Annotated in this window: 28 protein-coding genes and 1 tRNA gene; 20 read left to right on the top strand and 9 right to left on the bottom strand. The window is 41.2% G+C overall.

Going from position 1 to position 26817, the window contains the following annotated elements; translation table 11 throughout:
- The first annotated feature begins 41 nt into the window (after nt 1-41).
- The 6 genes from CYCPU_RS0104290 (at nt 42) to CYCPU_RS0104315 (ending at nt 3816) form a co-directional block, all read left to right on the top strand.
- Nucleotides 42-650, top strand: coding sequence for a MotA/TolQ/ExbB proton channel family protein (locus tag CYCPU_RS0104290; RefSeq protein ID WP_026362587.1), 609 nt, complete (start codon nt 42-44; stop codon nt 648-650).
- A gap of 5 nt (nt 651-655) precedes the next feature.
- A complete protein-coding gene (locus CYCPU_RS0104295) occupies nt 656-1075 on the top strand; it encodes an ExbD/TolR family protein (protein WP_015005654.1) in 420 nt (139 codons plus the stop codon).
- A 16-nt stretch (nt 1076-1091) separates the two neighbouring features.
- Nucleotides 1092-2090: a tetraacyldisaccharide 4'-kinase gene (gene lpxK / locus CYCPU_RS0104300; protein WP_020162028.1), complete on the top strand. Its 999-nt coding sequence runs from the start codon at nt 1092-1094 to the stop codon at nt 2088-2090.
- On the top strand, nt 2083-2274 hold the full coding sequence (locus CYCPU_RS0104305) for a Trm112 family protein (protein WP_015005656.1): 192 nt from the start codon (nt 2083-2085) through the stop codon (nt 2272-2274). The genes lpxK and CYCPU_RS0104305 overlap by 8 nt, the downstream gene beginning before the upstream one ends.
- 1 nt (nt 2275) lies before the next feature.
- Complete coding sequence (gene kdsB, locus CYCPU_RS0104310) at nt 2276-3034, top strand: 3-deoxy-manno-octulosonate cytidylyltransferase (RefSeq protein ID WP_015005657.1); 759 nt, start codon at nt 2276-2278, stop codon at nt 3032-3034.
- A gap of 299 nt (nt 3035-3333) precedes the next feature.
- A complete protein-coding gene (locus tag CYCPU_RS0104315; RefSeq protein ID WP_026362588.1) occupies nt 3334-3816 on the top strand; it encodes a low molecular weight protein-tyrosine-phosphatase in 483 nt (160 codons plus the stop codon).
- Here the strand turns inward: CYCPU_RS0104315 and CYCPU_RS0104320 are convergent.
- On the bottom strand, nt 3813-4640 hold the full coding sequence (locus CYCPU_RS0104320; RefSeq protein ID WP_015005659.1) for a cytochrome C assembly family protein: 828 nt from the start codon (nt 4638-4640) through the stop codon (nt 3813-3815). The two genes, CYCPU_RS0104315 and CYCPU_RS0104320, sit on opposite strands and share 4 nt — an antisense overlap.
- Before the next feature lie 146 nt (nt 4641-4786).
- On the opposite strand from CYCPU_RS0104320, the gene ffh reads away from it, so the two are divergent.
- From ffh to CYCPU_RS0104355, 7 genes are all read left to right on the top strand, one after another.
- Nucleotides 4787-6154 carry a signal recognition particle protein gene (ffh, locus tag CYCPU_RS0104325; protein WP_016389538.1) on the top strand — a complete coding sequence of 456 codons (1368 nt, stop codon included), beginning with the start codon at nt 4787-4789 and terminating at the stop codon, nt 6152-6154.
- 130 nt (nt 6155-6284) lie between these two features.
- Complete coding sequence (gene rpsP / locus CYCPU_RS0104330) at nt 6285-6536, top strand: 30S ribosomal protein S16 (RefSeq protein ID WP_015005661.1); 252 nt, start codon at nt 6285-6287, stop codon at nt 6534-6536.
- A gap of 2 nt (nt 6537-6538) precedes the next feature.
- Complete coding sequence (gene rimM / locus CYCPU_RS0104335; protein ID WP_020162031.1) at nt 6539-7075, top strand: ribosome maturation factor RimM; 537 nt, start codon at nt 6539-6541, stop codon at nt 7073-7075.
- Nucleotides 7076-7080: 5 nt separating this feature from the next.
- Complete coding sequence (trmD, locus tag CYCPU_RS0104340) at nt 7081-7842, top strand: tRNA (guanosine(37)-N1)-methyltransferase TrmD (protein ID WP_020162032.1); 762 nt, start codon at nt 7081-7083, stop codon at nt 7840-7842.
- Nucleotides 7843-7845: 3 nt separating this feature from the next.
- Entirely contained in the window at nt 7846-8190 is a 345-nt protein-coding gene (rplS, locus tag CYCPU_RS0104345) for a 50S ribosomal protein L19 (RefSeq protein ID WP_015005664.1), read from the top strand.
- Nucleotides 8191-8356: 166 nt separating this feature from the next.
- Entirely contained in the window at nt 8357-9247 is an 891-nt protein-coding gene (xerD, locus tag CYCPU_RS0104350) for a site-specific tyrosine recombinase XerD (RefSeq protein ID WP_020162033.1), read from the top strand.
- Between the two features lie 78 nt (nt 9248-9325).
- Nucleotides 9326-10027 carry a DsbC family protein gene (locus CYCPU_RS0104355; RefSeq protein WP_020162034.1) on the top strand — a complete coding sequence of 234 codons (702 nt, stop codon included), beginning with the start codon at nt 9326-9328 and terminating at the stop codon, nt 10025-10027.
- On the opposite strand, the gene mutS is transcribed toward CYCPU_RS0104355, so the two are convergent.
- On the bottom strand, nt 10028-12598 hold the full coding sequence (mutS, locus tag CYCPU_RS0104360) for a DNA mismatch repair protein MutS (RefSeq protein WP_020162035.1): 2571 nt from the start codon (nt 12596-12598) through the stop codon (nt 10028-10030).
- A gap of 63 nt (nt 12599-12661) precedes the next feature.
- On the opposite strand from mutS, the gene CYCPU_RS0104365 reads away from it, so the two are divergent.
- The 7 genes from CYCPU_RS0104365 to CYCPU_RS0104395 all read left to right on the top strand — a co-directional run bounded on the left by CYCPU_RS0104365 (nt 12662) and on the right by CYCPU_RS0104395 (nt 19087).
- A complete protein-coding gene (locus CYCPU_RS0104365) occupies nt 12662-13162 on the top strand; it encodes a CinA family protein (protein ID WP_016389530.1) in 501 nt (166 codons plus the stop codon).
- A gap of 114 nt (nt 13163-13276) precedes the next feature.
- Entirely contained in the window at nt 13277-14305 is a 1029-nt protein-coding gene (gene recA / locus CYCPU_RS0104370; protein WP_015005669.1) for a recombinase RecA, read from the top strand.
- Nucleotides 14306-14307: 2 nt separating this feature from the next.
- Nucleotides 14308-14763 (top strand): regulatory protein RecX, encoded by a 456-nt coding sequence (locus tag CYCPU_RS0104375; RefSeq protein WP_408639742.1) that lies wholly within the window; start codon nt 14308-14310, stop codon nt 14761-14763.
- 17 nt (nt 14764-14780) lie between these two features.
- A complete protein-coding gene (gene alaS / locus CYCPU_RS0104380) occupies nt 14781-17396 on the top strand; it encodes an alanine--tRNA ligase (protein ID WP_026362590.1) in 2616 nt (871 codons plus the stop codon).
- A gap of 65 nt (nt 17397-17461) precedes the next feature.
- Nucleotides 17462-18682 (top strand): aspartate kinase, encoded by a 1221-nt coding sequence (locus tag CYCPU_RS0104385; RefSeq protein WP_015005672.1) that lies wholly within the window; start codon nt 17462-17464, stop codon nt 18680-18682.
- 112 nt (nt 18683-18794) lie between these two features.
- A complete protein-coding gene (gene csrA / locus CYCPU_RS0104390) occupies nt 18795-18980 on the top strand; it encodes a carbon storage regulator CsrA (RefSeq protein ID WP_015005673.1) in 186 nt (61 codons plus the stop codon).
- Between the two features lie 15 nt (nt 18981-18995).
- Nucleotides 18996-19087, top strand: a tRNA-Ser gene (locus tag CYCPU_RS0104395).
- 205 nt (nt 19088-19292) lie between these two features.
- Here CYCPU_RS0104395 and CYCPU_RS0104400 read toward each other — a convergent pair.
- From CYCPU_RS0104400 to ectA, 7 genes are all read right to left on the bottom strand, one after another.
- A complete protein-coding gene (locus CYCPU_RS0104400) occupies nt 19293-20387 on the bottom strand; it encodes an endonuclease/exonuclease/phosphatase family protein (protein ID WP_016389524.1) in 1095 nt (364 codons plus the stop codon).
- Nucleotides 20388-20789: 402 nt separating this feature from the next.
- Nucleotides 20790-21674 (bottom strand): TPR end-of-group domain-containing protein, encoded by an 885-nt coding sequence (locus CYCPU_RS0104405; protein WP_015005698.1) that lies wholly within the window; start codon nt 21672-21674, stop codon nt 20790-20792.
- Nucleotides 21659-23092, bottom strand: coding sequence for an aspartate kinase (locus CYCPU_RS0104410; protein WP_016389523.1), 1434 nt, complete (start codon nt 23090-23092; stop codon nt 21659-21661). Before CYCPU_RS0104410 ends, CYCPU_RS0104405 begins: the two co-directional genes overlap by 16 nt.
- 285 nt (nt 23093-23377) lie before the next feature.
- Complete coding sequence (gene thpD, locus CYCPU_RS0104415; RefSeq protein ID WP_020162037.1) at nt 23378-24322, bottom strand: ectoine hydroxylase; 945 nt, start codon at nt 24320-24322, stop codon at nt 23378-23380.
- Nucleotides 24315-24734 (bottom strand): ectoine synthase, encoded by a 420-nt coding sequence (locus CYCPU_RS0104420; protein WP_020162038.1) that lies wholly within the window; start codon nt 24732-24734, stop codon nt 24315-24317. Before CYCPU_RS0104420 ends, thpD begins: the two co-directional genes overlap by 8 nt.
- Nucleotides 24735-24884: 150 nt before the next feature.
- Complete coding sequence (gene ectB, locus CYCPU_RS0104425; RefSeq protein ID WP_015005702.1) at nt 24885-26177, bottom strand: diaminobutyrate--2-oxoglutarate transaminase; 1293 nt, start codon at nt 26175-26177, stop codon at nt 24885-24887.
- Nucleotides 26174-26692: a diaminobutyrate acetyltransferase gene (gene ectA, locus CYCPU_RS0104430; protein ID WP_083923780.1), complete on the bottom strand. Its 519-nt coding sequence runs from the start codon at nt 26690-26692 to the stop codon at nt 26174-26176. Before ectA ends, ectB begins: the two co-directional genes overlap by 4 nt.
- Between the last annotated feature and the right edge of the window lie 125 nt (nt 26693-26817).

Here is a 26817-nt window from a genome sequence, read left to right on the forward strand (position 1 = left end):
AATATGACAGCGTAATTAAATTATTGAAAATTGAGGGTGCTGTGCTAGAAATTTTGATGTCAGGTGGTTGGTTAATGGTTCCAATTATTGCGTGTTCAATTGTTTCATTGGCGATAATTGGTGAACGTTTCTGGTCATTAAATAGTGAGAAAATACTCCCGCGTGAACTGGTTTCTTCTGTATGGTCTTTACATAAGGCTAACCAGTTGGATAACAGCAAAGTGAGAAGCCTCTCGAATAGCTCACCCCTTGGTCGTGTCTTAGCGGCGGGCATTATTAATCAATCTCATGGCCGCGAAATTATGCGTGAAAGCATAGAAGAAGTAGGGCGCCAAGTAGCACACGAGCTTGAAAGGTATTTAAACTCTCTTGGTACAATTGCGTCAATTACACCCTTATTAGGCCTATTAGGCACCGTTATCGGGATGATTAATGTTTTTGCTGCTATTACAGCAAATGGTGTGGGGGACCCTACTGTATTGGCGGGGGGTATTTCTCAAGCATTAATCACAACGGCTTCGGGGATGTCTGTGGCGATTCCTTCATTAATGTTTTATCGCTATTTTAGGGGTAAGGTTGATGAGTTGGTGATAAAAATGGAAAGTGAGGCGCTTAAGTTGGTTGAAATGATGCACGGGGAACGTGAGTAAACCAGATGAATTTTAAGCGTAAAAACAGAGAAGGTTTTGATCTTAATTTAACCCCTCTAATAGATGTCGTTTTTTTATTATTGATCTTCTTCATGGTCACAACAACGTTTGATCGTGAAACACAGTTAAAAATTGAATTACCGCAAGCCTCTGGTGAGCAAAAGCAAGCGACTAAAACCTTAGAGGTCAGTATTGATTCAAAAAGTCGTTTTTTTATTAACGACAAAGAGCTCGTCAACTCAGGCTTGGAGACTATCAAGAAAGCATTAAAGCAGGCTGCGGGAGATCAAAAGAACCCACCTTTGTTAATTAGTGCAGATGGTCAAGCGACACATCAATCGGTGATTACGGTATTAGATGCCGCTGGTCAGTTAGGTTTTGTAAATATTACTTTTGCGGCGAACCAGCCTGTGCCAAAGCAATAACGTAGTTTAACGTTTTATGAGTCATAAAATAAGTCGGTTTATTGATAGTATGTGGTATGGGCAACGCCCTGTTGCCCTATTGTTCGTTCCATTATCATGGTTGTTTGGGGTCATTGTTAAGCTACGTGCTTGGCTCTATAAAAAAGGCTGGTTAAGGTCAACTTGTTTAAATGTGCCGGTTATTGTGGTCGGTAATATTACCGTCGGTGGAACTGGTAAAACGCCTATCGTGATTTGGGTAGCCGAACTGTTAAAGTCTGCTGGCTATAAGCCGGGCGTTATTAGTCGTGGTTATGGTGGTATCGCATCTAGTTGGCCCCAGCAAGTACGAGAGGACAGCGACTCAAGAGTGGTCGGTGATGAGGCAAAAATATTAGCAAGACGAACGCAATGCCCGGTGGCGGTAGGGCCTAGCCGAGCGGATAGCGCACAAGCGTTAATAGACCACCATCACTGCGATATTATTATCTCAGATGATGGGCTTCAGCATTATGCATTGCAACGAGATATTGAAATTGCCGTAGTTGATGGGGAGCGTCGCTATGGTAATCGTTATTTACTGCCCGCTGGGCCATTGCGTGAACCTGTCGAGCGATTAGAATCAGTTGATTTTATTGTCTGTAATGGGCTTGCAAATAAGCATGAATACCCATTGAGGGTAGATGGCAGTGAGGCGGTAATGCTAGTGGATGAGTCTGAACGACTTGATTTGCAGAGCTTTAGAGCAGCAGAATGTCACGCGATAGCGGGTTTAGGTAACCCCTCTCGATTCTTTTCACATTTAAAGAAATTTAACCTTTCTTTTGAACCACATATTTTTCCAGATCACTATAAGTACACCGAAAAAGATATAAACTTTAATGATGAAAAGCAGGTGCTGATGACCGAAAAAGATGCTGTGAAATGTACGCATATGGCGACTAGAAAACACTGGTATGTGCCAATCAAAGCGCAAATGACACAGAATTTTGGCTTAACGTTATTATCATTGATAAAAGAGAAAATAAATGGATAAGAAACTACTGGAAATATTGGCGTGCCCCTCTTGTAAGTCGAGTTTGGTGTACGTACAAGAGGAACAAGAATTAGTGTGTATACCGTGCCGGCTTGCTTATACGGTCCGCGATGATATTCCGATTATGTTGATTAATGAGGCGAGGGAGCTGAGCGCTGATGAGGCTGACGCGCTGAGGTCATAAAATGGTGAATACCTTTAAAGTTGTAATTCCTGCCCGTTATGGTTCATCTCGGCTGCCCGGCAAACCACTATTAAAGATAGCTGGAAAAGAGATGATCTTACATGTTTGCGAGAAGGCCTCCTTAGCGGGAGCGCAAGAAGTTGTCGTGGCAACGGATGATGAGCGTATTGTCGACTGTGTTAAACAAGCCGGCTTTAATGCGGTTATGACATCTGCAAAACATACCAGTGGCACAGAACGTTTAGCCGAAGTCGCGAATACACTGCAATGGAAGGATGACACGGTAGTGGTAAATTGCCAAGGTGATGAACCGCTAATCCCACCAGAATTAATCAAGCGAGCTGCAATAGCGTTAATGGAGCAAGAGGTGGCTCAAGTAGCTAGTTTATGCGCCCCTATCTTTGAATTGGCAGAAGTTTTTAACCCGAATGCGGTAAAAGTGGTTCGTGATGCAAAGGGGTATGCACTGTATTTTAGCCGAGCCCCTATTCCCTGGGATCGTGATGCATTTCCTGTTAAAGCAGGCAGTGGCCAAGGTGAGCATTTTAGACACATCGGTATTTATAGTTATACCGCCGGCTTTTTGAGGCGTTATATTACATGGCCTGTATGTGCACTTGAACAAATTGAATCGCTTGAACAGCTGAGGATTTTGTACCAAGGCGAGAGAATTATCGTGCCTGCGGTAGAGAAAGTGCCTGAAGCCGGAGTGGATACACAGGCTGATTTAGATAGAATTAATGCCTTATTGAGCGTGTAATAACAACGCATAATAATATACGTGGAGCTATTTCTAGCTCTTGATTACCTAAAAAGGTTCAAATTTATAAGCCGTATACGCATGTTGTCGTGTAGTTCCAGATCAATCGCAAAACCGTGCTGATGTGCAACTCAATGTGCTGGTTGAGAAGTAAACTGTCGTGACTTTTGGTCGATGACCATCTCAGTGCTAATATAAAGCGAATGGCATGCTTATTAGAATGATTGAATTTGTAACTAGTTAGCAATGTGTTTTGCTATTTGTATAAATGTAAACGATTAATTAGTTTTCAAGGTGATATGGAAGCAATAAAAGTACTCTTTATTTGCATGGGCAATATTTGCAGGTCCCCAACTGCTCATGGTGTTTTTCGAGAAATGGTCAAGGCAAAAGGGTTTCAGCACTCAATTCATGTCGACTCGGCTGGGACGCATGCTTATCACATCGGTAAAAGCCCTGATCCAAGGTCAGTACAAGCGGCGCATGAACGTGGCATTGATTTGCACGATTTAAAAGCACGACAATTAGATGATTATGATTTTGAAGAGTTTGATTATTTGCTGGTGGCAGACAAAGATAACTACTATTTAACTTTAGAATCGTGCCCGAAAGAGCACCGGCATAAGATTAAATTTATATTGGACTTTGCAACACGCACATCGCTTAAGGAAGTGCCTGATCCATATTATGGTCAAGGAAATGGTTTTGAGCGAGTATTAGATTTGATTGAGGATGCTTGTGAAGGTTTGATGCGGGAATTGGAAGAAAAGCTGACGCGTTAACCTTGATTTAAGAGCATTTGTAAGACGAACTTACTACCAAAATAAGCTAACATCAAGGCAAAGTAACCACCATAGGTCCACTTAACTGCCTTTTGTCCGCGCCAGCCAAAAAAATATCGGCCACCTAATAATGCGGCAAATAAAACCCAAGCAATAATTGATAGGAAGGTTTTATGAACTAAATGTTGGGCAAAAATATCATCAAGAAAAATAAAACCACTTGCAAGAGCAAAGGTTAACAAAAGCATACCTAAAAAGATGGTTCTAAACAGTAGGCTTTCCATCAGTTGCATAGGCGGCAAACAATTGATTAATCGACTTGGGTGGCGGTTATGCAATTGTTTTTCTTGAAGCGAAAGCAGAATGGATTGAAACGCGGCAACGGTTAATAAGCTGTACGATAAAACGGATAAAATGATATGCGCTTGTAAGCCGCCATCTAGGTTGCTAGTTGGTAAGGGTGGTGATGCATTATTAAAGTTTAGTAAAACAGCGAGCGCAGAAAAAGGAAAAATAATAATCGATAGAGTCTCTATAGATTGATTTGCTGCTGAGATAATAAATAATAAACCGATCACCAAAAAAACCAATGAAAGCATGCTAAATAAATCGTTGGCAATAATTTGGTTGACGCTATAGCTATGGGCAACCAGTGATGTATGTATAACAATGGCTAAAATAGCAGAGATTAAGACCCATTGACGTTGGCTCTTAAACGTAGGCTCTGTGCTGTTTAGATTAACAACAATAAGGCAGGCGCCAATAATGTATAAAAGGGCGCTAACAACGGTTAAGGTATTAAAAATCGTAAGGGAAAAAAGCATAAACGATAGTGTGTCATAAAGCACCGTTTGGTAGAAGTACTGATGTTCAAAATTATCTCTTTATCTGACTTTTAAGCTATAAAATCAACTGCACAGGACGTAAAGACGTGCGAAAATACCACTAATACATTTTTAAGGTAATAATCATGTTTGATAACTTAACAGACCGTCTTAATGCCACCTTTAAAAATATCCGGGGGCAAGGGCGTTTAACAGAAGACAATATTCAAGAGACAATGCGCGAGGTCAGAATGGCCTTGTTGGAAGCAGATGTCGCTCTTCCAGTCGTTAAAGCCTTTACTGATACAGTTAAGCAAAAAGCGTTAGGTCAAGAGGTGATGCAAAGTCTGTCACCTGGTCAAGCGTTGCTCAAAATTGTTAATGACGAATTAGTTAAAACGATGGGCGATGGCAATGAGTCATTAAACCTGTCGGCTACTCCACCGGTCGTCATTTTGATGGCTGGTTTGCAAGGGTCAGGTAAAACCACAACGGTTGCTAAATTGTCTCGTCTGTTAATGGAGCGCCACAAAAAATCAGTAATGGTAGTTAGTGCTGATGTGTATCGCCCTGCTGCAATTGATCAGCTACAAACATTAGCGACAGAAGTAGGGGCGGGTTTTTACCCAAGTTCAGCCGAGCAAAAACCAGTTGATATTGTCAATAACGCAATTGCACAAGCAAAAAAGGAATTTAGCGATGTGTTGATTGTTGATACGGCGGGTCGTTTACATGTGGATGATGAAATGATGAATGAAATTCGTCAGGTTCATATGGCTGCTAATCCCGCTGAAACACTTTTTGTTGTCGATAGTATGACCGGGCAAGATGCCGCAAATACGGCAAAGGCATTTAATGATGTGTTGCCGTTGACGGGGGTCGTGTTAACTAAAACAGATGGTGATGCAAGAGGCGGTGCGGCCTTATCTATTCGTCAAATAACAGGTAAGCCGATTAAGTTTTTAGGGGTTGGTGAAAAAATAGATGCTTTAGAGCCTTTCCACCCTGATCGAGTGGCTTCACGTTTGTTAGGTATGGGCGATGCGTTAAGTTTAGTTGAAGAGATTGAACGCAAAGTTGATAAAAACAAGGCTGAGAAGTTAGCAAAAAAAATTCAAAAAGGTAAAGGGTTTGATTTAGACGATTATAAAGATCAATTAAGTCAAATGATGGAAATGGGTGGTATGAGTGCAATGATGGATAAAATTCCTGGTATGTCGAATGTTCCCCAAAATGTGAAAAGCCAAGTCAATGATAAAGAGTTTACAAGACAAATTGCATTAATTAACTCCATGACCAAAAAGGAAAAAATATTTCCAACTTTGATTAATGGTTCAAGAAGAAAGCGAATTGCGGCAGGTGCAGGCTTACAAGTTCAAGATGTTAATAAACTTATGAAACAGTACAAGCAGGCACAAAAAATGATGAAAAAAATGTCAAAAGGCGGCATGGCTAAAATGATGCGTGGATTGAAAGGCCAGATGGGGCAAGGGCAAGGTTTCCCTTTCCAATAACTGTAAAGGCATCGAATTTTATTAATTATTAGGTGGAATAATGAAAAAAACTTCACCAAATTAAATAATTCGCGTAAAATTAACGAGTTAACCTAATTAAGATTTATAAAACAGAATTTAAGGAAAATAAATGGTAAAGATACGTCTTTCAAGAACTGGCGCGAAAAAACGTCCTTTCTATCACGTTGTTGTTGCAGATAGTCGCAGAAGTCGCGATGGTCGATACATCGAAAGAGTGGGTTATTACAACCCAAGAGCTACTGGTGGCGAAGTTCGTTTAACACTCGATACTGATCGTGTAGACCATTGGGTTGCTCAAGGCGCCCAAACAAGCGAGCGTGTTGCAAAGCTTGTAAAAGAGGCTGCTGAAACTGCCGCTTAAAGGTGACACAAGTAACAAAAAAAGAACAAATACAGAAAGAAAGCAGCTGGCTAAAACTAGGGAATATCTCTGGTGTGTTTGGCGTTAAAGGCTGGTTAAAGGTCTACGCAAACACAGATAAAAAAGAAAATATACTGTCTTACCAACCTTGGTATATAGAGCGAAATAAGGTTCGTAAGCAAGTTAAAATAAAAGCAGGTAAGCCACACGGAAAAACAATCATCGTCCAATTAGAGGATGTTGATGATAGAAATGAGGCTGAATTGTGGGTTGGTTCTGATATTTATATTAAGCCAGATCAGTTGCCAACCTTAGAGAAAGGTGAGTATTACTGGTCTGACCTGATTGGTTTGAAAGTTGTCTCAACAAAAGGAGATGATTTTGGAATGATTGATCATTTGCTTGAAACCGGAGCGAATGACGTTATTGTTGTTAAGGGAGATAAAGAGCGGTTAATCCCTTATGTTACAGGCCAGGTAGTAAGGTCTGTTGATTTGGAAGCGCAACAGATGGTTGTTGATTGGGAGTTAGACTTTTAACGTCCATGCGTTTTGATGTTATAACGTTATTTCCTGAGTTGTTTGAACAAGCGGCATCTATGGGTGTTGTTGGTAAAGCGATAGACGCTGGTAAGGTGCAGTTAAAAACGTGGAATCCTAGGGATTTTACGAAAGATGTGCACCGAACGGTAGATGATCGCCCTTTTGGGGGAGGTCCTGGCATGGTGATGAAGGTCGAACCGTTGAAAAAAGCAATACAAACAGCGGTAAGACAGAATGATAAGCCATCAAAGGTGATTTATTTAAGTCCTCAGGGGCGAAAACTAGATCAACAAGGTGTTGAATATTTGGCTGAATTCTCACATCTAGTGTTGTTGGCGGGTCGGTATGAAGGTGTTGATGAAAGGCTGCTAGAAGATTATATCGATGAAGAATGGTCGATTGGTGATTTTGTACTGAGTGGTGGTGAGTTACCTGCATTGGTATTGATAGATGCAGTGTCTAGGAGCTTACCAACGGTGTTAGGGCACGAATGTTCGGCTGTTGAAGACTCGTTTGTTGAGGGTTTGTTAGATCACCCTCACTATACGCGACCAGATGAGTTTGAAGGAAAGTCAGTACCAAGTGTGTTGTTAAGTGGGCACCATGAAAAAATTGCTCAATGGCGAGAAAAACAGCGGTTAGGAAAAACGTGGCAAAAACGACCTGACTTATTAGACAAAATTGTCTTAAATAAGCACCAACAGTCGTTACTTGACGAGTTTATAAAAGAATCAAATAATCAAAGAGTTAAAACTAAGGAATAAAAAATGAGTAATATAATTGCACAAATTGAAGCGGAACAAATGACTAATGAATTGCCTGCATTTAGTTCAGGTGATACGGTCGTTGTGAAGGTTAAAGTTAAAGAAGGCACCACAGAGCGTATTCAGGCGTTTGAAGGGATTGTGATTGCAAAACGTAATCGTGGTGTAAATTCAGCATTTACAGTTCGTAAAATCTCACACGGCGAAGGTGTTGAGCGTGTTTTTCAAACATATAGTAAATTGATTGCTGGTGTTGAAGTGAAAAGACGTGGTTCAGTTAGACGTGCGAAACTTTATTATCTTCGTGAGTTACGTGGTAAAGCGGCTCGTATTAAAGAAAAGCTATAGCATTATATTTAAAGTAACTAAGTTGCTTTAATGACGATTAGTTAATCGTTAGCAGACACATAAAAAAAGGCCGATGTACTGGCCTTTTTTTATGCATGTGGTTTATGTGAATTAGCTGAGTTTTTATTGATATGATATGTTTTTTAATAGCTGAAAGGCCTGCTGCTTGAGTGATAAAGAATATATTGTTTCATTTCTTGATAACATATGGGTTGAATATGGCCTAAGTGATAATACTTTAGCGGCGTATAAAACTGATTTAACATCTTTTTCTAGTTGGTTACTTGAACAGCGTAAGAGCTTCTTGACAATAGAGTCATCGGATATATCTTCGTACCTAGCCGATCGATTAGCCCAGGGGGTCTCGGCTCGCTCTTCAGCACGTTTTTTATCTAGTTTAAAACGTTTCTATTCTTACTTAATACGTGAGGCTGTGATAACCGAAGACCCTACTGCGATAATTGATGCGCCAAAGCTTGCTAGAAGTTTGCCATCAACATTATCTGAAGCAGATGTAGAGGGCCTGTTAAACGCACCAGATACTTCTACAGCGCTGGGGTATAGAGATCGGGCAATGCTTGAATTACTGTATGCAAGTGGTTTGAGGGTTACTGAGTTAGTGGGCTTGACGCTATCAGAAATAAACTTTAGACAGGGGCTAGTTAGAGTAACTGGTAAAGGCAATAAGGAACGTTTAGTCCCAGTCGGTGAAGAAGCGTTGGATTGGTTGCAAACGTTTATTGAGCGATGGCGTTTAGATATTTTGGGTGACAAAAAAGCGGACGTTGTGTTCCCAACTAATCGTGGCGGAGGGATGACGCGTCAGGCTTTTTGGTACATCATCAAACGTTATGCGGCGAAAGCAGATATTCATAAAGATATTTCGCCACATACGTTGCGTCATGCTTTCGCTACACATTTGTTAAATCATGGAGCAGATTTACGAGTTGTTCAGTTATTGCTTGGTCACAGTGACTTGTCAACAACACAAATTTATACCCATATTGCTAAAGAACGTTTAAAAGATATCCACGAACGGTTTCACCCTAGAGGTTAAAAAGTTAAAGCCGCTGGTATGCTTTTTATCTTTAAACGTGTTTAATACCATCACAGATGAATAAAGAAGGTGTTGTAGATGAATAAGGTTTTGCTTAGTTGGTTTTTATTAGCGTGTTGTAGTGCACCGGTTTTGGCAGATGAGGCTTCTGTTGTGACAGGCTTATCTAAAGTGATACCAAATATTATGGAGAACCATGTTTCTAAAACACCTATAGAGGGTCTGTATCAGGTATTGATAGGGGCTAGGGTTGTTTATGCATCTGAGGATGGACGGTATATTCTTCAAGGTGAAATGGTTGATTTAGTCAGTCGTGAAAATATGACAGATTCTGCGTTAAAAACTGCTCGTCAATCAGAGATGGCAAAGATAGATGAAAAAAAGATGATTGTTTTTCCGGCTAAAAATGAAAAACATGTTATTACCATTTTTTCAGATATTGACTGTGGTTATTGCCGAAAACTACATGCCGAAATCAACGATTATACGGATGCTGGAATGACCGTACGCTATATGTTTTTCCCACGTTCGGGTCCAAATACAGAGTCTTACCATAAAGCGGTGTCGGTCTGGTGTGCAAAGGATAGAAATAAAGCGTTAACAGATGCAAAATTAAACAACAAAGTGGTTGATAAAACGTGTGAAAACCCAGTTGATGAGCACATGAGAATCGCGCAAGTTTTCGGTGTTACTGGTACACCGGCTATCATTGCTGATGATGGCACCATGGTGCCAGGCTTTGTTCCGGCTAACGATTTGATTCAGCACTTAGGCTGGTAATTAATTCGTTAAAGACTTTAACTGATACAAGGCCTCTAGCGCTTCTTTGGGGCTTAAATCATCGGGTGACAGCTGTTCAATAAAATCAGTAGTGGCTTGGTTATTAGCCGTGTTGAAAATATCAAATTGCGTATGCGTTTGTGTGGGCTTTTCAAAGTTGCTTTGCTGGTTTTCAAGGCTTGCCAGTTTTAGGCGAGCATTGCTGATAACTGTTTTAGGCACGCCTGCTAAAGCGGCAACTTGTAGTCCGTAGCTTTGATTGGCTGCACCGTCTTTAACGGCATGTAAAAAGACAATGTGGTCGCCGTGCTCAATAGCATCTAAGTGAACATTTTTGGCTGTGGGGGCTGACTCGGGCAGAGATGTCATTTCAAAATAATGCGTGGCAAATAAGGTGAACGGTTGAGTTTTATTAGCCAGATAATCAGCACATGCCCAAGCCAGTGAAAGGCCATCAAAAGTACTGGTTCCTCGGCCAATTTCATCCATCAAAACTAAGCTTTTGTCACTGGCGTTATGCAAGATATTAGCTGTTTCCGACATCTCTACCATAAAGGTTGAGCGCCCACTGGCAAGGTCGTCAGTTGCTCCAATACGCGTAAAAATTTGATCAATAGGGCCAAAATGGGCCTCTGATGCCGGAATGTAACACCCAATGTGTGCCATCAACGTTAATAAGGCTATTTGCCTCATATAAGTTGATTTTCCGCCCATATTTGGCCCCGTAATAATGAGCATTTTTTGGCTAGAATTTAGTTCAATATCATTAGCAATAAACGGCGTGTCGATAACACTTTCTACAATAGGGTGCCGGCCTTGTTTAATTGATATACCAGCAGTATTACTTAAAGAAGGTTGATTAAAATTTAAAGTGGCAGCACGTTCTGCGAAATTTGTTAGTAAGTCTATCTCAGCAAGCGCTTCAGCACATGCTTGTAATGCGCTAAGTTTTGGAGCCATGCTTAAAAGTAGGGCGTTATATAGCTCTTTTTCATAAGATAAAGCTTGTTCTTTTGCATGCAATACTTTGTCTTCAAATGTTTTTAGTTCAGGCGTAATATAGCGTTCAACATTTTTTAGGGTTTGCTTTCGAATGAAGTAATCAGGTACCTTGTTGGCTTGAGAACGAGGCACTTCAATATAGTAACCATGCACACGGTTATAGTTAAGCTTTAGCGTACTAATTTGACTAAATTCACGTTCCTTTAGTTCGATCTCTAGTAAAAACTGATCAGCATTCGCACTGATGTTTTTAAGTTCGTCGAGTTTCTCGTCATAACCATTGGCGATCACACCGCCATCACGTATTAAGACTGGGGGGTTGTCAACAATCGCCTTATCTAAGAGCTCGGTTAATGTTTGGTGGTTGCCAGTCTGATCAAGTAAGGTTTTTAGGCGTGGTGCATCGAGGTTAGCTAAGGTGTTTTGGATAGCAGGAACTGCCTTTAGTGTGTCACGTAAAACCACAAGGTCACGAGGTCTAGCCGTTAATAATGCGATTCGGCTTGTGATTCGTTCAATATCACCGGTTTGTTTAAGGCTTGCTTGTAGCTGGTCAATTATTGTTTGGGTTTGTAGTTGCTCAACGGCTAAATAGCGGTGCTTTATGGTGCTCTGATCACGTAATGGTAAATGAATCCAGCGCCGTAAAAGACGTGTTCCCATTGTGGTTTTGCAACGGTTAAGTAAACCAAATAAGGTGAAATGCATATTACCGCTTGGGTGATAGTCCAACTCAAGGTGCTGACGCGTTGCTGCATCGAGGGTAATGAAATCTGTTTGTTGAATGACCTTAATGGATTGTAAATGCGGTAGCGATGATTGATGCGTATCTTTTAGGTACTGTAGTAATGCACCGGCTGCACTTAGAGCAAGTGTCATCGCATGGCAGCCAAAGCCTTTTAGATCCTGGGTGCCAAACTGTTTATTTAACAGTCGAGTAGCTGTTTGCTGATCGAAGTGCCAATCAGCCATTAAATTTAGGCCTTTATGCGTTGCTAACAGTGTTGATAAAGAGCTGTCTTCACTAATTAATATTTCAGCTGGATTAATTCGCGCTAATTCGGTTTTTAGCGATGCTTCATGATCTATTTCTTGTAATAAAAAACGCCCACTAGCTAGATCAAGTGTTGCTAAACCGTATTGTTTTTTTTGTTCGAAAACGGCGCAAAGCAAACTATCGCAATGAGAGTCGAGTAGTGAGTCTTCGGTTAAGGTGCCTGGGGTAATAACGCGAACAACTTTTCGTTCAACAGGTCCTTTAGAGGTGGCAGGGTCACCAATTTGCTCGCAAATTGCAACGCATTCACTGGCTTTTAATAGTTTAGCGATGTAACCATCGGCAGCATGATGCGGGATGCCAGCCATAGGAACAGGCTTGTTTTCAATTTGCCCACGACTGGTTAATGTGATGCCCAGTATATTAGACGCCTTGATGGCATCATCAAGAAACAGTTCATAGAAATCCCCCATACGGTAAAATAAAAGAGTATTGGGGTGATCCTCTTTGATGCGCAAATATTGTTGCATCATCGGAGTGATGGCTTTTTTTGTAGGGGTACTTTTAGGCATCGTGATAGTGTAACAACCTTGCAGGTATTCGGTAAATTGTAATAAAAAATTAGGTAGTGGTGAATGACAGATTCGATATTAAACGAAGCAGGCTTATTAGCGGAAAAATTGGCTGGCTTACTCATTGAAAAGAATAAAACACTGGCTGTTGCAGAATCCTGCACAGGTGGCTGGCTTTCAAAAATACTGACAGACTTAGCAGGTAGTAGCGAATGGTTTCTAGGCGGGGTGGTGAGCTATAGCAATGATTCAAAGCAGCGGTTAATCCATGTGAATAAAAAAAACCTTGATCAATATGGTGCGGTTAGTCAGGAGGTAGCTGAACAGATGGCTGAAGGTGTGATTGAGGCGTTTAACTCATCCATATCAGTATCTATTACTGGGGTTGCTGGGCCATCAGGCGGCACACTAGAAAAACCCGTTGGTTTGGTCTGGTTTGGGCTTAAAGCATCGCCTTATGAGACATATTCAATAAAGAAAAATTTTGAAGGAACTCGAGATCAAGTCCGGCAACAAGCCTTGCTAACGGCATTAACATTATTGGTTGATCATCTAAGTCAATAAGCCACCATAAAATAGTGATTTCATTATGTGCTCATCTTAAGGATGTGTGATAATTCAAGATTATTGACGATAACTAGCTTTTACAGGATGTGGAAGCCTTTAAGGGGATAAAAAATGGATGAAAATAAGAAAAAGGCGCTGAGTGCGGCATTACTTCAAATCGAGAAACAATTCGGTAAAGGGTCAGTCATGCGAATGGGCGATGGTTCAACCATTCCTGATATTGGAACCTATTCAACTGGGTCAATTGCATTGGATGTTGCCTTAGGTGTTGGTGGCTTGCCACGTGGGCGTATTGTTGAAATTTACGGTCCTGAATCCTCTGGTAAAACAACGTTAACTTTAGAAACCATTGCTCAATGTCAAAAAGCAGGTGGTACAGCGGCCTTTGTTGATGCAGAGCATGCTCTAGATCCTATTTATGCCGATAAAATTGGTGTGAATATGGACGAATTACTCGTTTCGCAACCTGATACGGGTGAACAGGCCTTAGAAATTGTAGATATGTTAGTACGTTCTGGCGCTGTTGATATGGTTGTTGTTGACTCAGTAGCGGCTTTAACACCAAAAGCTGAAATCGAAGGGGATATGGGAGATCACCATGTTGGCCTGCAAGCCCGCTTAATGTCTCAAGCGCTTAGAAAGTTAACAGGTAATATCAAACGCTCAAATACCTTGGTAGTATTTATTAACCAAATTCGAATGAAAATTGGCGTAATGTTTGGCAACCCAGAGACCACAACAGGCGGTAACGCCTTGAAGTTTTATTCATCAGTTCGTTTAGATATTCGTCGTATCGGTGCGATTAAGAAAGGTGATGAAATATTAGGTAATGATACACGTGTAAAGGTTGTAAAAAATAAGGTAGCGCCACCATTTAAACAGGCATTATTTGAAATTTTGTATGGTGAAGGAATTTCACGTGAGGGCGAACTGGTTGACTTAGGTGTGAGCTTAGACCTTGTTGAAAAAGCAGGCTCTTGGTACAGCTATGGCGGTGCTAAAATTGGCCAAGGTAAGGACAATGCCAAAAGTTTCTTTAAGGAAAACCCTGATAAATCAGCCGAACTAGAGGCAAACATTAGGGATGCTTTGTTACCTAAAAAAGAGCAGAAAGAAAAATTAATTGATGAAGGTGAGTAAGCCTGAGTGAAGATAAGAAAAGAGAGCTATCAAAGCTAAGAGCGAGCTGCCTTGCTATGCTGGCTAGGCGTGAACATAGTCAGCTAGAACTTATTCAAAAGCTCACAGGAAAAGGTTTTGCTGAAAATGATATTGAGCGCTTATTAGAAGAGTTTATTGAATTAAATTGGCAAAGTGATCAACGGTTTGCAGAGAGTTACAGTCGTTCAAGGGTTTATAAAGGTTTTGGGCCAACTCGAATAGAATACGAATTAAAGCAAAGAGGCGTTGAAGTCAATATTGACACCGTGTTTGATGAACCACCTGATTGGCAAGCGTTATTAAGCGAATTACATACTAAGAAATACGGGCATCAACCGCCAAAAGATATGAAAGAACGGGCAAAACGTACACGCTTCTTTCAACATAAAGGGTATACCAACGAGATGATTCGGCAATTGTTTAATCAATTGTCTTAATGCAGGTTTTAAACGAGATGAAAAATTTAAGCAGTGCTGAAATTAGATCAGCCTTTTTGACATATTTTGAAAAACGCGGACATCAGATTGTTCCGTCTAGCTCGTTGGTGCCTGGAAACGACCCAACGCTATTGTTTACTAATGCGGGTATGGTGCAGTTTAAAAACGTTTTCCTAGGAGAAGAAAAGCGTTCATACACGATGGCGACCTCTTCGCAGCGTTGTGTTAGAGCGGGTGGTAAGCATAACGACCTTGAAAATGTTGGTTACACGGCGCGTCATCACACCTTTTTTGAAATGCTGGGCAATTTTAGTTTTGGTGAATACTTTAAACGTGATGCTATTAAATATGCATGGGATTTTCTTGTTGAGGAACTTGGTATTCCTGCTGAAAAACTATGGGTGACCGTTTTTGATGAAGACACAGAAGCTGCTGATATTTGGCTAAATGAAGTCGGCGTCGATGCGGACCGTTTGTCAAGAATTGGTGCAAAAGACAACTTCTGGTCAATGGGCGAGACAGGTCCGTGTGGCCCATGTTCTGAAATATTTTATGATCATGGTGAGCAGGTTGCCGGAGGCCCCCCCGGCACACCAGAAGAAGATGGTGATCGTTACGTCGAAATATGGAATTTAGTTTTCATGCAGTACGATCGTAATGATAAAGGCGAGTTAACACCATTACCAAAGCCCTCTGTTGATACAGGTATGGGTTTGGAGCGTGTGGCAGCTGTTTTGCAAGGCGTCCACAATAATTATGATATTGAGCTGTTTAAATCTCTCATTAAAAATGCAGCAACATTAACGGGCACAAAAGATACAAGTCATACTTCTTTACGTGTTTTAGTTGACCATATTCGCTCATGTGCATTTCTTATCGTAGATGGTGTGCAACCTTCTAATGAAGGTCGCGGTTATGTGTTAAGGCGTATTATTCGCCGAGCCATTCGACACGGCTATAAATTGGATATGAAAGAGGTCTTCTTTCATAAGCTCGTGCAACCCTTAGTGGAGCAAATGGGCTCAGCGTATCCTGAATTAACTGAAAAAGCGGATATGGTGAGTAATATCTTGCTAAAAGAAGAGCAACGTTTTGCTGAAACGTTAGAGCAAGGAATGAAGCTTTTGCAAGATGGTACGCAATCATTAAAAGATAAACTGATTACCGGTGAAACGGCTTTTAAACTCTATGATACCTATGGTTTTCCCGTTGATTTAACCGCTGATTATGCAAGGGAGAATGGCTTAACTGTAGACTTCGATGGTTTTGAAAAGGCCATGGACGCTCAACGTGAACGTGCAAGGTCAGCCAGTTCATTTTCTGCAGATGGCCCCGATTTGCCGCATTTAACACAAGCAACTGAGTTTATTGGCTATGAGTCGCTGCAAGCAGAATCCAAACTGGAAGCTATTTATAAAAATGGTGAACAAAGTTCGACAATTTGTGAGGGCGAAAGTGGTTATTTAGTGTTAGATAAAACGCCTTTTTATGCAGAGTCAGGCGGTCAAGCTGGCGATCATGGACAGATTACTACATCAACGGCAATATTTGATGTGGTAGATGTTCAAAAAAAGGCAGATGCCTATTTCCATATTGGTCAAGTCAGCAAGGGTGAGTTTAAAAGCGAGCAGATTGTACGCGCTGTAGTCGATAAGAATAATCGACAAGCAACGGCCTCTAATCACTCGGCGACACACCTTTTACACGCAGCTCTTCGTAAAGTGCTGGGTGAACACGTTACACAAAAAGGCTCGCTGGTTGAAGCAAGCAGGCTACGTTTTGATTTTAGCCACTTCGAGCCCATTACAGCTGCTCAGCTTCAAGAAATTGAGCGTTTAGTTAATGCACAGATTCGCTTTAATGAAGAGGTGCAAACACAGGTCACCGATCAAGAAACAGCCATCGCTAACGGTGCTATGGCACTGTTTGGTGAAAAGTACGGCGATAAAGTCCGGGTCTTGAAAATGGGTGAGTTTTCCACAGAGTTATGTGGTGGTACGCATGTCAATCGGGTAGGTGATATTGGCTTTATTAAAATACTCTCTGAAACAGGGATTGCATCGGGCGTACGTCGTATAGAAGCTATCGCTGGAGAAGGTGCGTTATCATGGGTAGAGCAGGGTGATGAGCTACTGCAAAAAATTGCCAAAGTGGTTAAAGGTAATCGTGAATCTGCATTAGAGAAGGTTGTTCAAATTCAAGATAAAAATAAAGCACTTGAAAAAGAACTAGAACAATTAAAAGGTCAATTAGCAACAGCAGCCAGTGGTGATTTGCAAAACCAAGCAGTACAAATTGATGGGCTTAATGTGTTGGCTGCCAATATTGAGGGTGCAGACAATAAAACGTTACGTGATTTAGTAGACCAATTAAAAGACAAATTAGGCAATGCAGCGGTTGTTCTATCTACAACACAGGGTGAAAAAATAACGTTAATAGCGGGTGTTTCTAAAAATCAAACTGACCGTATAAAGGCGGGTGAGTTGGTTAATTCCGTCGCTTTACAGGTCGGTGGTAAAGGTGGTGGCAGAGCGGATATGGCACAGGCGGGCGGTAATGATCTTGCTGCGTTAGAGGGTGCTTTAAAATCAGTACCAACTTGGGTTGAGAAAAAATTAACGGATGCTAGTTAATAAGTATTAGGGTCTAATCTAGCAACGTTCAGACGATAAATTACGCAAGATATGATGAAGCAACGATGAGTTTACATGTACATAAATATGGTGGCACTTCCGTAGGCACTGCTGAAAAAATAAAAGGTGTTGCCAAAAAGTTAGTCCAAGAAAAAAAATCGACACAGCATGATTTAGTTGTTGTGGTGTCAGCGATGAGTGGTGAAACAAACCGTATGACGGAGCTTGCAAAGCAAATGCAGCGCAGCCCCTCTGCGAAACAAATGGATGTATTACTATCTACTGGAGAACAAGTGACCATAGCCCTATTGTGTATGGCGCTTGAAGAACTGGGTCAAGAAGCAACGTCTTATACGGGTGGGCAAGTCAAAATAGTGACTGATGACGCCCATGGGAAAGCTCGTATAGAGGAAATCCAAACAACGAACATTCAAGCAGATTTAGATAACAATAGAATTGTTGTCGTAGCAGGCTTTCAAGGTGTAACGGCTAGTGGGGCAATAACGACCTTAGGGAGAGGGGGCTCAGATACAACAGCTGTGGCCTTAGCTGCCGCGCTAAAGGCTGATGAGTGTAGAATTTATACTGATGTAGATGGTGTTTATACCACCGACCCAAGGGTTGAACCAAAAGCAAGAAGATTGGACAGAATTACTTTCGAAGAAATGCTTGAAATGGCCAGCTTGGGTTCTAAAATTTTGCAAATTCGTTCTGTAGAATTTGCGGGTAAATACAATGTTCCATTACGTGTTTTATCGACCTTTGTTGAGGGGGAAGGCACGCTAATTACTTATGAGGACGATGAAATGGAAAAAGCATTAATTTCTGGAATTGCGTTTAATCGTGATGAGGCAAAAGTAACCTTGGCTGGCGTGCCAGATATGCCTGGCGTTGCTTCAGCAATTCTAAAACCGATTTCAGATGCTAATATTGAAATTGATATGATTGTGCAAAATATTGCGGAAGATAAAACCACAGATTTTACCTTTACAGTCCACAGAAATGATTATGAAAAAACGATGCAGATATTACAAAATATTTGCGCTGAGCTAGGGGCTAAAAATGTTGACGGCGATAATAAAATAGTTAAAGTGTCGATCGTGGGCGTTGGGATGCGTTCGCACGCAGGCATTGCCAGTCAAATGTTTACAGCGTTAGCAGACGAAGGGATTAATATTCGAATGATATCAACCTCAGAAATTAAAATTTCAGTTGTGGTCGATGAAAAATACTTAGAATTAGCGGTTCGTACGTTGCATGAATCTTTTGGTCTGTCAGGTGAATAATCATCACTTGAGAGCTGTTTGAGTTTAATTAGCTATGGTAGAATACGCCAAATAATAATAAATATATAAATTGGTTGGCAACGCTTCAAAGAAGAAGCAATAAGGAGCTAATATGCTTATATTAACGCGTAAAGTTGGTGAGTCCCTTGTGATTGGAGATGATGTCTCTATCATCGTTTTAGGGGTAAAAGGAAACCAAGTAAGAATTGGAGTTGACGCACCTAAAAGCGTTACTGTTCATCGTGAAGAGATTTATAATAAAATTCAAGATGAAAAAGGTACAGACGGTAACAAATAGTCAGTAATAAATTCCGGAGAGATGGCCGAGCGGCTGAAGGCGCTCCCCTGCTAAGGGAGTATGGGTTTTATAGCCCATCGAGGGTTCGAATCCCTCTCTCTCCGCCATTTGTGAGATCAATCAATAAAGTTCAATTTATTGGTTTCTCTTAGTTAATACATCATTGTTGGTGTTAATTCCCGTTCAAATCGACTTAATTAGCTTTGTTCATCAAAGCAAAATAGCCTAGTAGTTAGCGTACAGTGCAGATCGTTTGTGAAGCAATGAGCTGACTTTCTTTATATGACTACTCAAAAGCAGCAACATTAGTCTTCATTCACGAGATACTTCACCAGGCTTTGGGACATCGTCCTTATTAACGTGTTGTTCGGCAGAAATTTCACTAGCCCATTGATGATCAGCGGCGCGGGAATCTAAACTACTTTGTTTGTTGTTTTCTAATGGCGTTAATGAGAGCCTAGTTAGTAAAGGAAAGTGGTCAGAACCAATAGAAGGTAAGCACTGAATGGCCCGTAAAGTGAAATGTTTACTATGAAATAAATGGTCTAAAGGCCAACGCATAAAGGGGTAATCCACATGGAATGTGTTGAGCACGCCTCGTCCAACTCGCGGGTCTAATAAGCCGCTAATTTTTCGGAAAAGTCGGGTTGTTGCAGACCATGCAACGTCATTAAGGTCGCCAGCTACGATGACAGGCTGGTCACTTTCGGCCACACTTCTAGCTACAATAACTAGTTCAGCATCCCGTTCTGATGACTCAGGGTTTTCCGTTGGACTTGGAGGAGCGGGGTGAAGAAAATGCGCGCGAATTTTGTCACCCGTGCGTAGTTCTAGCGTTGCATGTATCGATGGAATACCTTCTTCAACTAAATAGCATATTTCTGTTTCTGCTAACGCTAAGCGTGAAAAAACGTGCATGCCATAAAGGTTGTCGAGAGGGCACTTAACACTATAAGGCATTTGCGTTGCCAACACTTGAAGCTTTTCTTCCCACCACTGATCTGACTCAAGCGTAACAAGGACATCAGGTTGATGTTTGTTGACCAACGCTATTAACGCATCAGCATTATGGTTTGATTTAAGTACATTAGAGGTCAGAACACTCAGTTGATTATCTGGACTGTCATCAGTTGAAGTAAGGACCTCCTTAGGCCAAAAAAAGGTGTAGGGTAATATCCAGCATAATTGCCAGATTAAACAGATAAGCGTTATGCTTATTAAGCATTGAGTGATCAGCAATTGGCTGTCAAGAAAAAGAAAATGTGCTGCTAAAAGGACAATCGCCAACGTGGCAAACTGTAAGCGAGGAAAATCCATCGCTCTAATTAACCAATGTGAAATTTTTAATAAAGGCAGGAAAGTCACCAAAAAAATAAAAACTGTGGAGATTAAGAGTACGGATAACATTCTGCGACTACCTTTGTATGGTTAATAAAATCGTACGTATTTAGGCTCGAAATGGCCAATTTATCGTGGATAAGAATGCCATAAAAACTTATAAAGTGCAGCGTCAGTTGTTACTGGAGATAAGCTTTTGTGCCCAATTCTTATTTGGTAGTGCTATATGAAATAAAATTAGAAGCTTTAAGTTTAATTAAGGTGTGTCGTATATCTACCTACAGCTTATTAGCTGAAGGCTGTTCCATCAAGTTCAGCAGCATAAGATCTGACCGTTTAAGTAAACGATATCGTTTGTGTTGCTGGTGCTGTAAAAATCAGCATGGTTTTTTATGACAGTTATAAAAAAAGGCGCCTTTAAAAACGCCTTTTAATATTTTTAACTGCCAAAAATTGATACTTATCGGTCTTTTAGCTGGTCTCTTTGCCCATTAGGCGAGGTAGTTCACTAAACACTTCATGGTTAACTAATGCTTGCAAGGCTGGGTCATCGTGAATACTCTCCAAGTAACTTTCTCGCCTATTAAGTGCTTCGATTAGAAAGTGAAGTGCTTCATCAAATTGCCTCATAGCGGTATATGCGCAGGCCAATTGATAAAATGCACGACTATTTTCAGGGTCTATTTTAAGTGCTTGGTGACATAAATTAGCCGCCCATTGAGGTTCGTTCAATTCAAGTACTGCATTGGCTTTATAGGTTATTGCCTCGCAATCATCACGGCGTATTTTAAGAATTTCGTCATAAATGGTTATTTTGTTGGAAGGGGAGTCATCTTGTTGTGCCTGTAACCAAAGTGATTGGAGTTCTTGTGTTAATTCGATTTCTTCACGGTTTTCATCAATATGTTGCGTTTTTTGCTGTAATTGCTCTTCAATCATTTCTAATCGAGCCTCATATTCATGAATCAGCTTTGATATTTCCTCATCGGCGAGAGAATGTACGCGTTCTTTGATGTCCCTTATTGAGGTCCAGCCGACCAATACTAAAACGGATGTTGCTGCAGCTATCAAATAAAAGAAGTAGGTAACGGTGTCGGTTGCATAAGCCACAGCACGGTCAACGGAGTTATGTTCACGATCTAAAATTTGTTGCAGTAATTCTTGTTTTGATTTGGCTTGATCGATACGCAATTGTTTAATTTCATCTAATACATAGCGTTCAACAAATGGGGAGTAGAGCGGTTTCTCTAAATTATCAATTTTTTCCGGTATAGGGTCATCGACAGTGGTGGCGGCCGCTAATAATATAGGAAACAAGCAACTTAATAGAATCAGCTTTTTTATGATGCGAGACATATGGCCCTTCCGTGATCATGAACTTCTACCAGTGCGGCATGTAAGCTTTTCACTGTATTGTCATGGTCTGCTTCGTTGACAATAAATTGCATATCTACTTGGCGCATTGACTGGTGGACAGCCAAAACACTAATATTTTCGTTGGCCACTGCCTGCACCATTTTTGCTAATATCCCTGGAATTTGCATATCGCTGCCTATAGCAGAAACAATGGCTACTTTTTTATGATTTACATCGGCTTCTGGAAAACGTTCTTTAATTAAGTAAAGAATGCGTTTTACGGTTTTTAAGTTTGTTGATAAGAAATGGGTAATAGCATTGGCATTGGTGTCCTTAGAGACGATATGTGCATTAAATCGTTTGATAATAGAGACTAATTCGCTATCGTAATTTGATAGATTTCCGGCCATATCTTGATCAAACACCTCAAGCGCATAGATTCCTTTACAACCAGCAATGATTTCAACGCAAGGCGACTCACTAACATAATCGCCAGTAATTAAGGTGCCCGTATGTACTGGCTCAAACGTATTTTTTATACGAAGTGGGATGTCATTTTGTCGTAAGCCTTTGGCTGCTTTTGGGTGAATGGCCTCCATTCCTAGGTTAGCCAGTTGGTCCGCCACGTCATAATTAGTACGGCCGATAGGAACAGCGTTTTCTTCACCAACTAATCGAGGGTCAGCGCTGCTTAAGTGAAACTCCTTATGGATAATGGCTTCGCTCGCCCCAGTTAACACAGCTAAACGGCTGAAGGTCATCTCGCTATAGCCTCTATCAAAAGATGACATGAGGCCAGAATCACTGTGTGCGTAGCCGGTCACAATGGGGAGTTGTTTTTCAAGGTTGATGTGTTGGAAGCTTAAACGAATACGTTCGTCTAAAGAGATATGGTGGTCAGCTCGCCACCCGGTTAAATCAACAAAGCAAGCATCAACACCATCTCGGTTAAGTAGCTCGGCGGTGTTCCAAGCGCTATGTGCTTCGCCAATGCTGGCTAACATTTCTCGAACGGTTGCTAAATGCGCATCTAAGGCAAAATGGCCATGTTGGCATAGGCTTTGTAGGTCGGCTAAGCATTTTTTTGCGTCGTCCATCCGTTCGGCCAAGAAAGTGTTAGCCTTATCTAGCAATGTCGTTTGGCCAAATAGTTCTAGATTAATAGCTTGTAATTGTTGGTGCAATTCGTCACATTTAGTCAGCCAGCTGTCATCTTCTATGCCGTTGGCAAATAGGCCGTAGATGCCCGGTTGGCCACTTTTTTTATGTTCCAGTAAGGCATCAGTAACTCCGCCATATGCTGACACTACAAATATTCGTCGGTAAACGCCGTCTAGGTTTTGATTAAGAATGATGTTATCTCGAACGGACACATAATCGCTCATTGATGTGCCGCCGATCTTTTCTACAGTATGCATTTTATCCTCTATGTATTATGTTTAAATCGCTGAGTTTCAGTGCAAGATGGGCATAATGGTGAGCTCAGTTTAGTTATTAGTCTGGTTAATAGACTTTTAAGGTCACACATAAATAGTTCCCCGTATGCTCAGCTATGTATGGTTTAGTTATTGTTCAGAACGCTACTTTTTTCATGATTAATGGGTTTCTTCATGGTTAAGCTCCTTTCCTTCGCAGTATCTAATTTGTAATTTGATGTGTTAGCTGGCCTATCGGCTTTTGATGTTTGCCTGTTTCCATAATGGCTAAAATGAACGAGAAGGTGTTAATGGTTTGATGTTGGAGCGTGCACAAAGATACTCAGGCCGAGGCGGTTGCTCGCAAAATGGCTTGGCAACTTTGTTGCTTAATGCGTTATATACAAAAAACACATTGGCTCTAGGGTGAGGGGTAATATTACCGTTTGAGCCGTGTAGCGTATTACAGTCAAATACAATAACGCTGCCAGGTTTACTGGTCACTGTGGTAATGCCCTGTTTTTCTACCAACATGCTCAGGTGCTCGTTAGAAGGTACGCCATATTCTTGTTTTTTTAGTGAGGCTAGATGATGTTGCCGAGGCGTCTTACCTTCGCAGGCAATAAACTTCTTGTGCGAACCAGGTATCAGCATCAAGGGTCCGTTATGTGCATGGTTTTCTGTCAGCGTGACCGACATACTCAAGGCGCGCATATTAGGCATACCGTCTTCGACATGCCAAGTTTCAAAATCAGAATGCCAGAAAAACTCTTTACCGATAAAGCCGGGTTTGTAATTAAGGCGTGATTGATGAATATATACTTGGTCGTTCAAAATGTACCTTGCGAGACCTGCTAAACGTTCATCCATCATTAGCTTTTTAAAGACCGTACTGTTTTCATGTAAACTAAATATTGAGCGAACTTCGTGATGCCCCGGCTCTGTATATGCTTTTTCAGATTGTTCGTCGTTGCTAGCTGTAGACCGGAGTCGAGCAGACTCATCTTGAAGGGCTTCGATTTCAGCACTTGAAAAGATATTGTCGAGCACAATAAACCCTTGTTGCTCGAACTGCTCAATTTGTGAAGGGTCGATAGGCGGTGTGCTGTTTTGGGGAGCATAAATTACTGGATCCTGCCGATCCGTTATGCTGCTTAGCCCTTTGCGTGATGGGTACGTATCTGCAACAGCGTGGCTTTGATCAATAGGGTGCCTACTTGCTGTGTTATTCATCAGTGCCATTGTCCTCAATGCCTTGGTCGTTTAATTCATAAGCACCTTCTGCGTTATGCACTTCCTTACCATTAAGTGGCGGGTTGAATACACAAGCCAAAGTCATTTCTTTTGAAGCACGAAGGATGTGTTTATCATGCTTGTCCAAAACGTAAATAGTGCCGGGTTTGATTGGGTGCTTTTTATTGTCGGCTAAGGTTTCAACTTCGCCCTCGCCGGTAATGCAATACACCGATTCCAAGTGATTTTGATAGTGCATTTGAAAATCAGCGCCTTGGTAAATAGTCGTGATGTGAAAGGAGAACCCCATGTTGTCTTCCTTAAGAAGCAATCGGGTGCTTTCCCAGTTTCCATCGGGGGAAATAATTCTTCGGTTACTTTGATTGGCGTCAGATAAATTACGTACGATCATTAGATTATCCTTTGGTTAAGCTTTTTTTACGATGATTGATAAAAATAAGTGATTCAGTAAGCAGGGCTTTATTGCCCCGCTTTTAGTGTGTTTTTATCGTTTAAATGGACGTTTAAACGTCACTAGGCCAGCAGTGAAAGCGGTTAAACCTTAACTGGCTTCGAAATACAGATTCTTTTCTGGAATATCTTGTTTTTCACATACTTCTCGAATAGCTTCTTCAATAATATCAATACCTTTTTTAAGGTTCTCATCAGAGATAACTAACGGGCACAAAAACTTGACGACTTGATCATCTGCACCACTGGTTTCAATGATGAGCCCTTTTTGGAAGGCGTGATGTGTAATTTTCCCAGCAATGTCACCATTAACACAATTAATGCCTTGAAACATGCCGCGACCTTTGGCGGTAAACTGACCTTCACCATATTGGCTGACGATGTTTTCAAGTCGCTCGGAAACATACTGGCCTTTGCGTTTAATCTCTTGCGAAAATTGATCATTTGTCCAATAGTGGTCAATGGCTGCTTTAGCGGTTACAAAAGCAAGGTTATTGCCTCTGAAAGTACCGTTGTGTTCACCGGGTTTCCAGAAATCAAATTCGGCTTTTATCAGCGCTACTGCAAATGGCAAACCATAACCACCAAGCGATTTGGATAAGGTGATAATGTCAGGTTCGATACCGGCTTCTTCAAAACTAAAATAGTCGCCTGTTCGACCGCAACCGGCTTGTATATCATCAACGATTAACAGGATGTTGTGTTTACGGCAGACAGTCTGAAGGTTTTGCAGCCATTTAATACTGGCAGCGTTAATACCACCTTCACCTTGGACAGTTTCAACAATTACCGCAGCAGGGGAGTTAATGCCACTGCTTGAATCGGACAGCACTTTATCAAGGTATTCTGTTGTATCGATGTTATCACCTAAGTAGCCGTCATATGGCATACGGTGGGTACCGACTAAGCTAACGCCAGCCGCATCTCTATGATGTGAGTTGCCTGTTGCCGCTAGTGAGCCCAAGCTGACACCATGAAACCCATTGGTAAAAGTCACAATATTTTGTTGGCCAGTTACATTACGTGCAATTTTCATTGCTGCTTCAACAGCATTGGTACCGGTAGGGCCGGTAAATTGCACCATGTATTCCATATTTCTTGGTTTTAAAATATGGTCATTAAATGCTTGTAGGAACTCACCTTTAGCTTTGGTATGCAAATCTAAGCCATGGGTAATACCATTGCTTTTAATATACTTAAGCAGCGCGTGTTTGAATATAGAGTTGTTATGACCATAGTTAAGGGTTCCAGCTCCAGCGAGAAAGTCTAAATATTGGCGACCTTCTTCGTCCCACATAAACTCTCCTTTAGCGCGATTAAAAACGCGCGGGAAAGAGCGTGCATAGCTTTGTACTTCAGATTCTATTTCATCAAAAATTTTCATAGTAATTTGTTTGTTTGGTTAAGGTTAAAAGGACCGATTCGGACTAAATTCTCAGAATCATGTTGGCCGTCAAAGTGCGTTTGCTTGTCCATCCATGGGGCATGCTGCAACTGTGTCTCTAGGCTTTTTGATAAGGCCTTAAAGAGATGCCAAGAGGGCTTGTTATCTTCGGTGATAGTTGTCTCAATGTAATGCACATCCTGACAAAAAGGGCGGTTTAAGATGTGTAGCAACATCTGTGAAGCAAGCCCCCGCCCACGGGCCTGTTCATTAACAGCAACCTGCCAGATAAACAAAGTGTTTGGGCGTTTAGGCAGTAGGTAGCCTGAAATGAAACCGACTATTTCATCGTTCATTTCTGCTGCGACAGAGGTGCTTGCGAAATGCTCACATTGAAGCAGATTACAGTAGCTAGAGTTGGTATCGAGGGGAGAGCAATTTTCGATCAATCGATAAACGGCCATGCCGTCTTCAAGGGTTGGTTCCCTCAAATAAATAGGTTTGGAATATGACAAATTTTTTTATTACGCTATATATTTAGTTAGTGTGCTAATTAATAAAATTTAAAAATAAAGGCAAATTTAGTTTTTTTGAGCTATAAAGCCTTGTGAATTTAATATTTTATTTAATTAATCATTAG

The organism is Cycloclasticus pugetii PS-1, assembly GCF_000384415.1.
Taxonomy (GTDB): Bacteria; Pseudomonadota; Gammaproteobacteria; order Methylococcales; family Cycloclasticaceae; genus Cycloclasticus; species Cycloclasticus pugetii.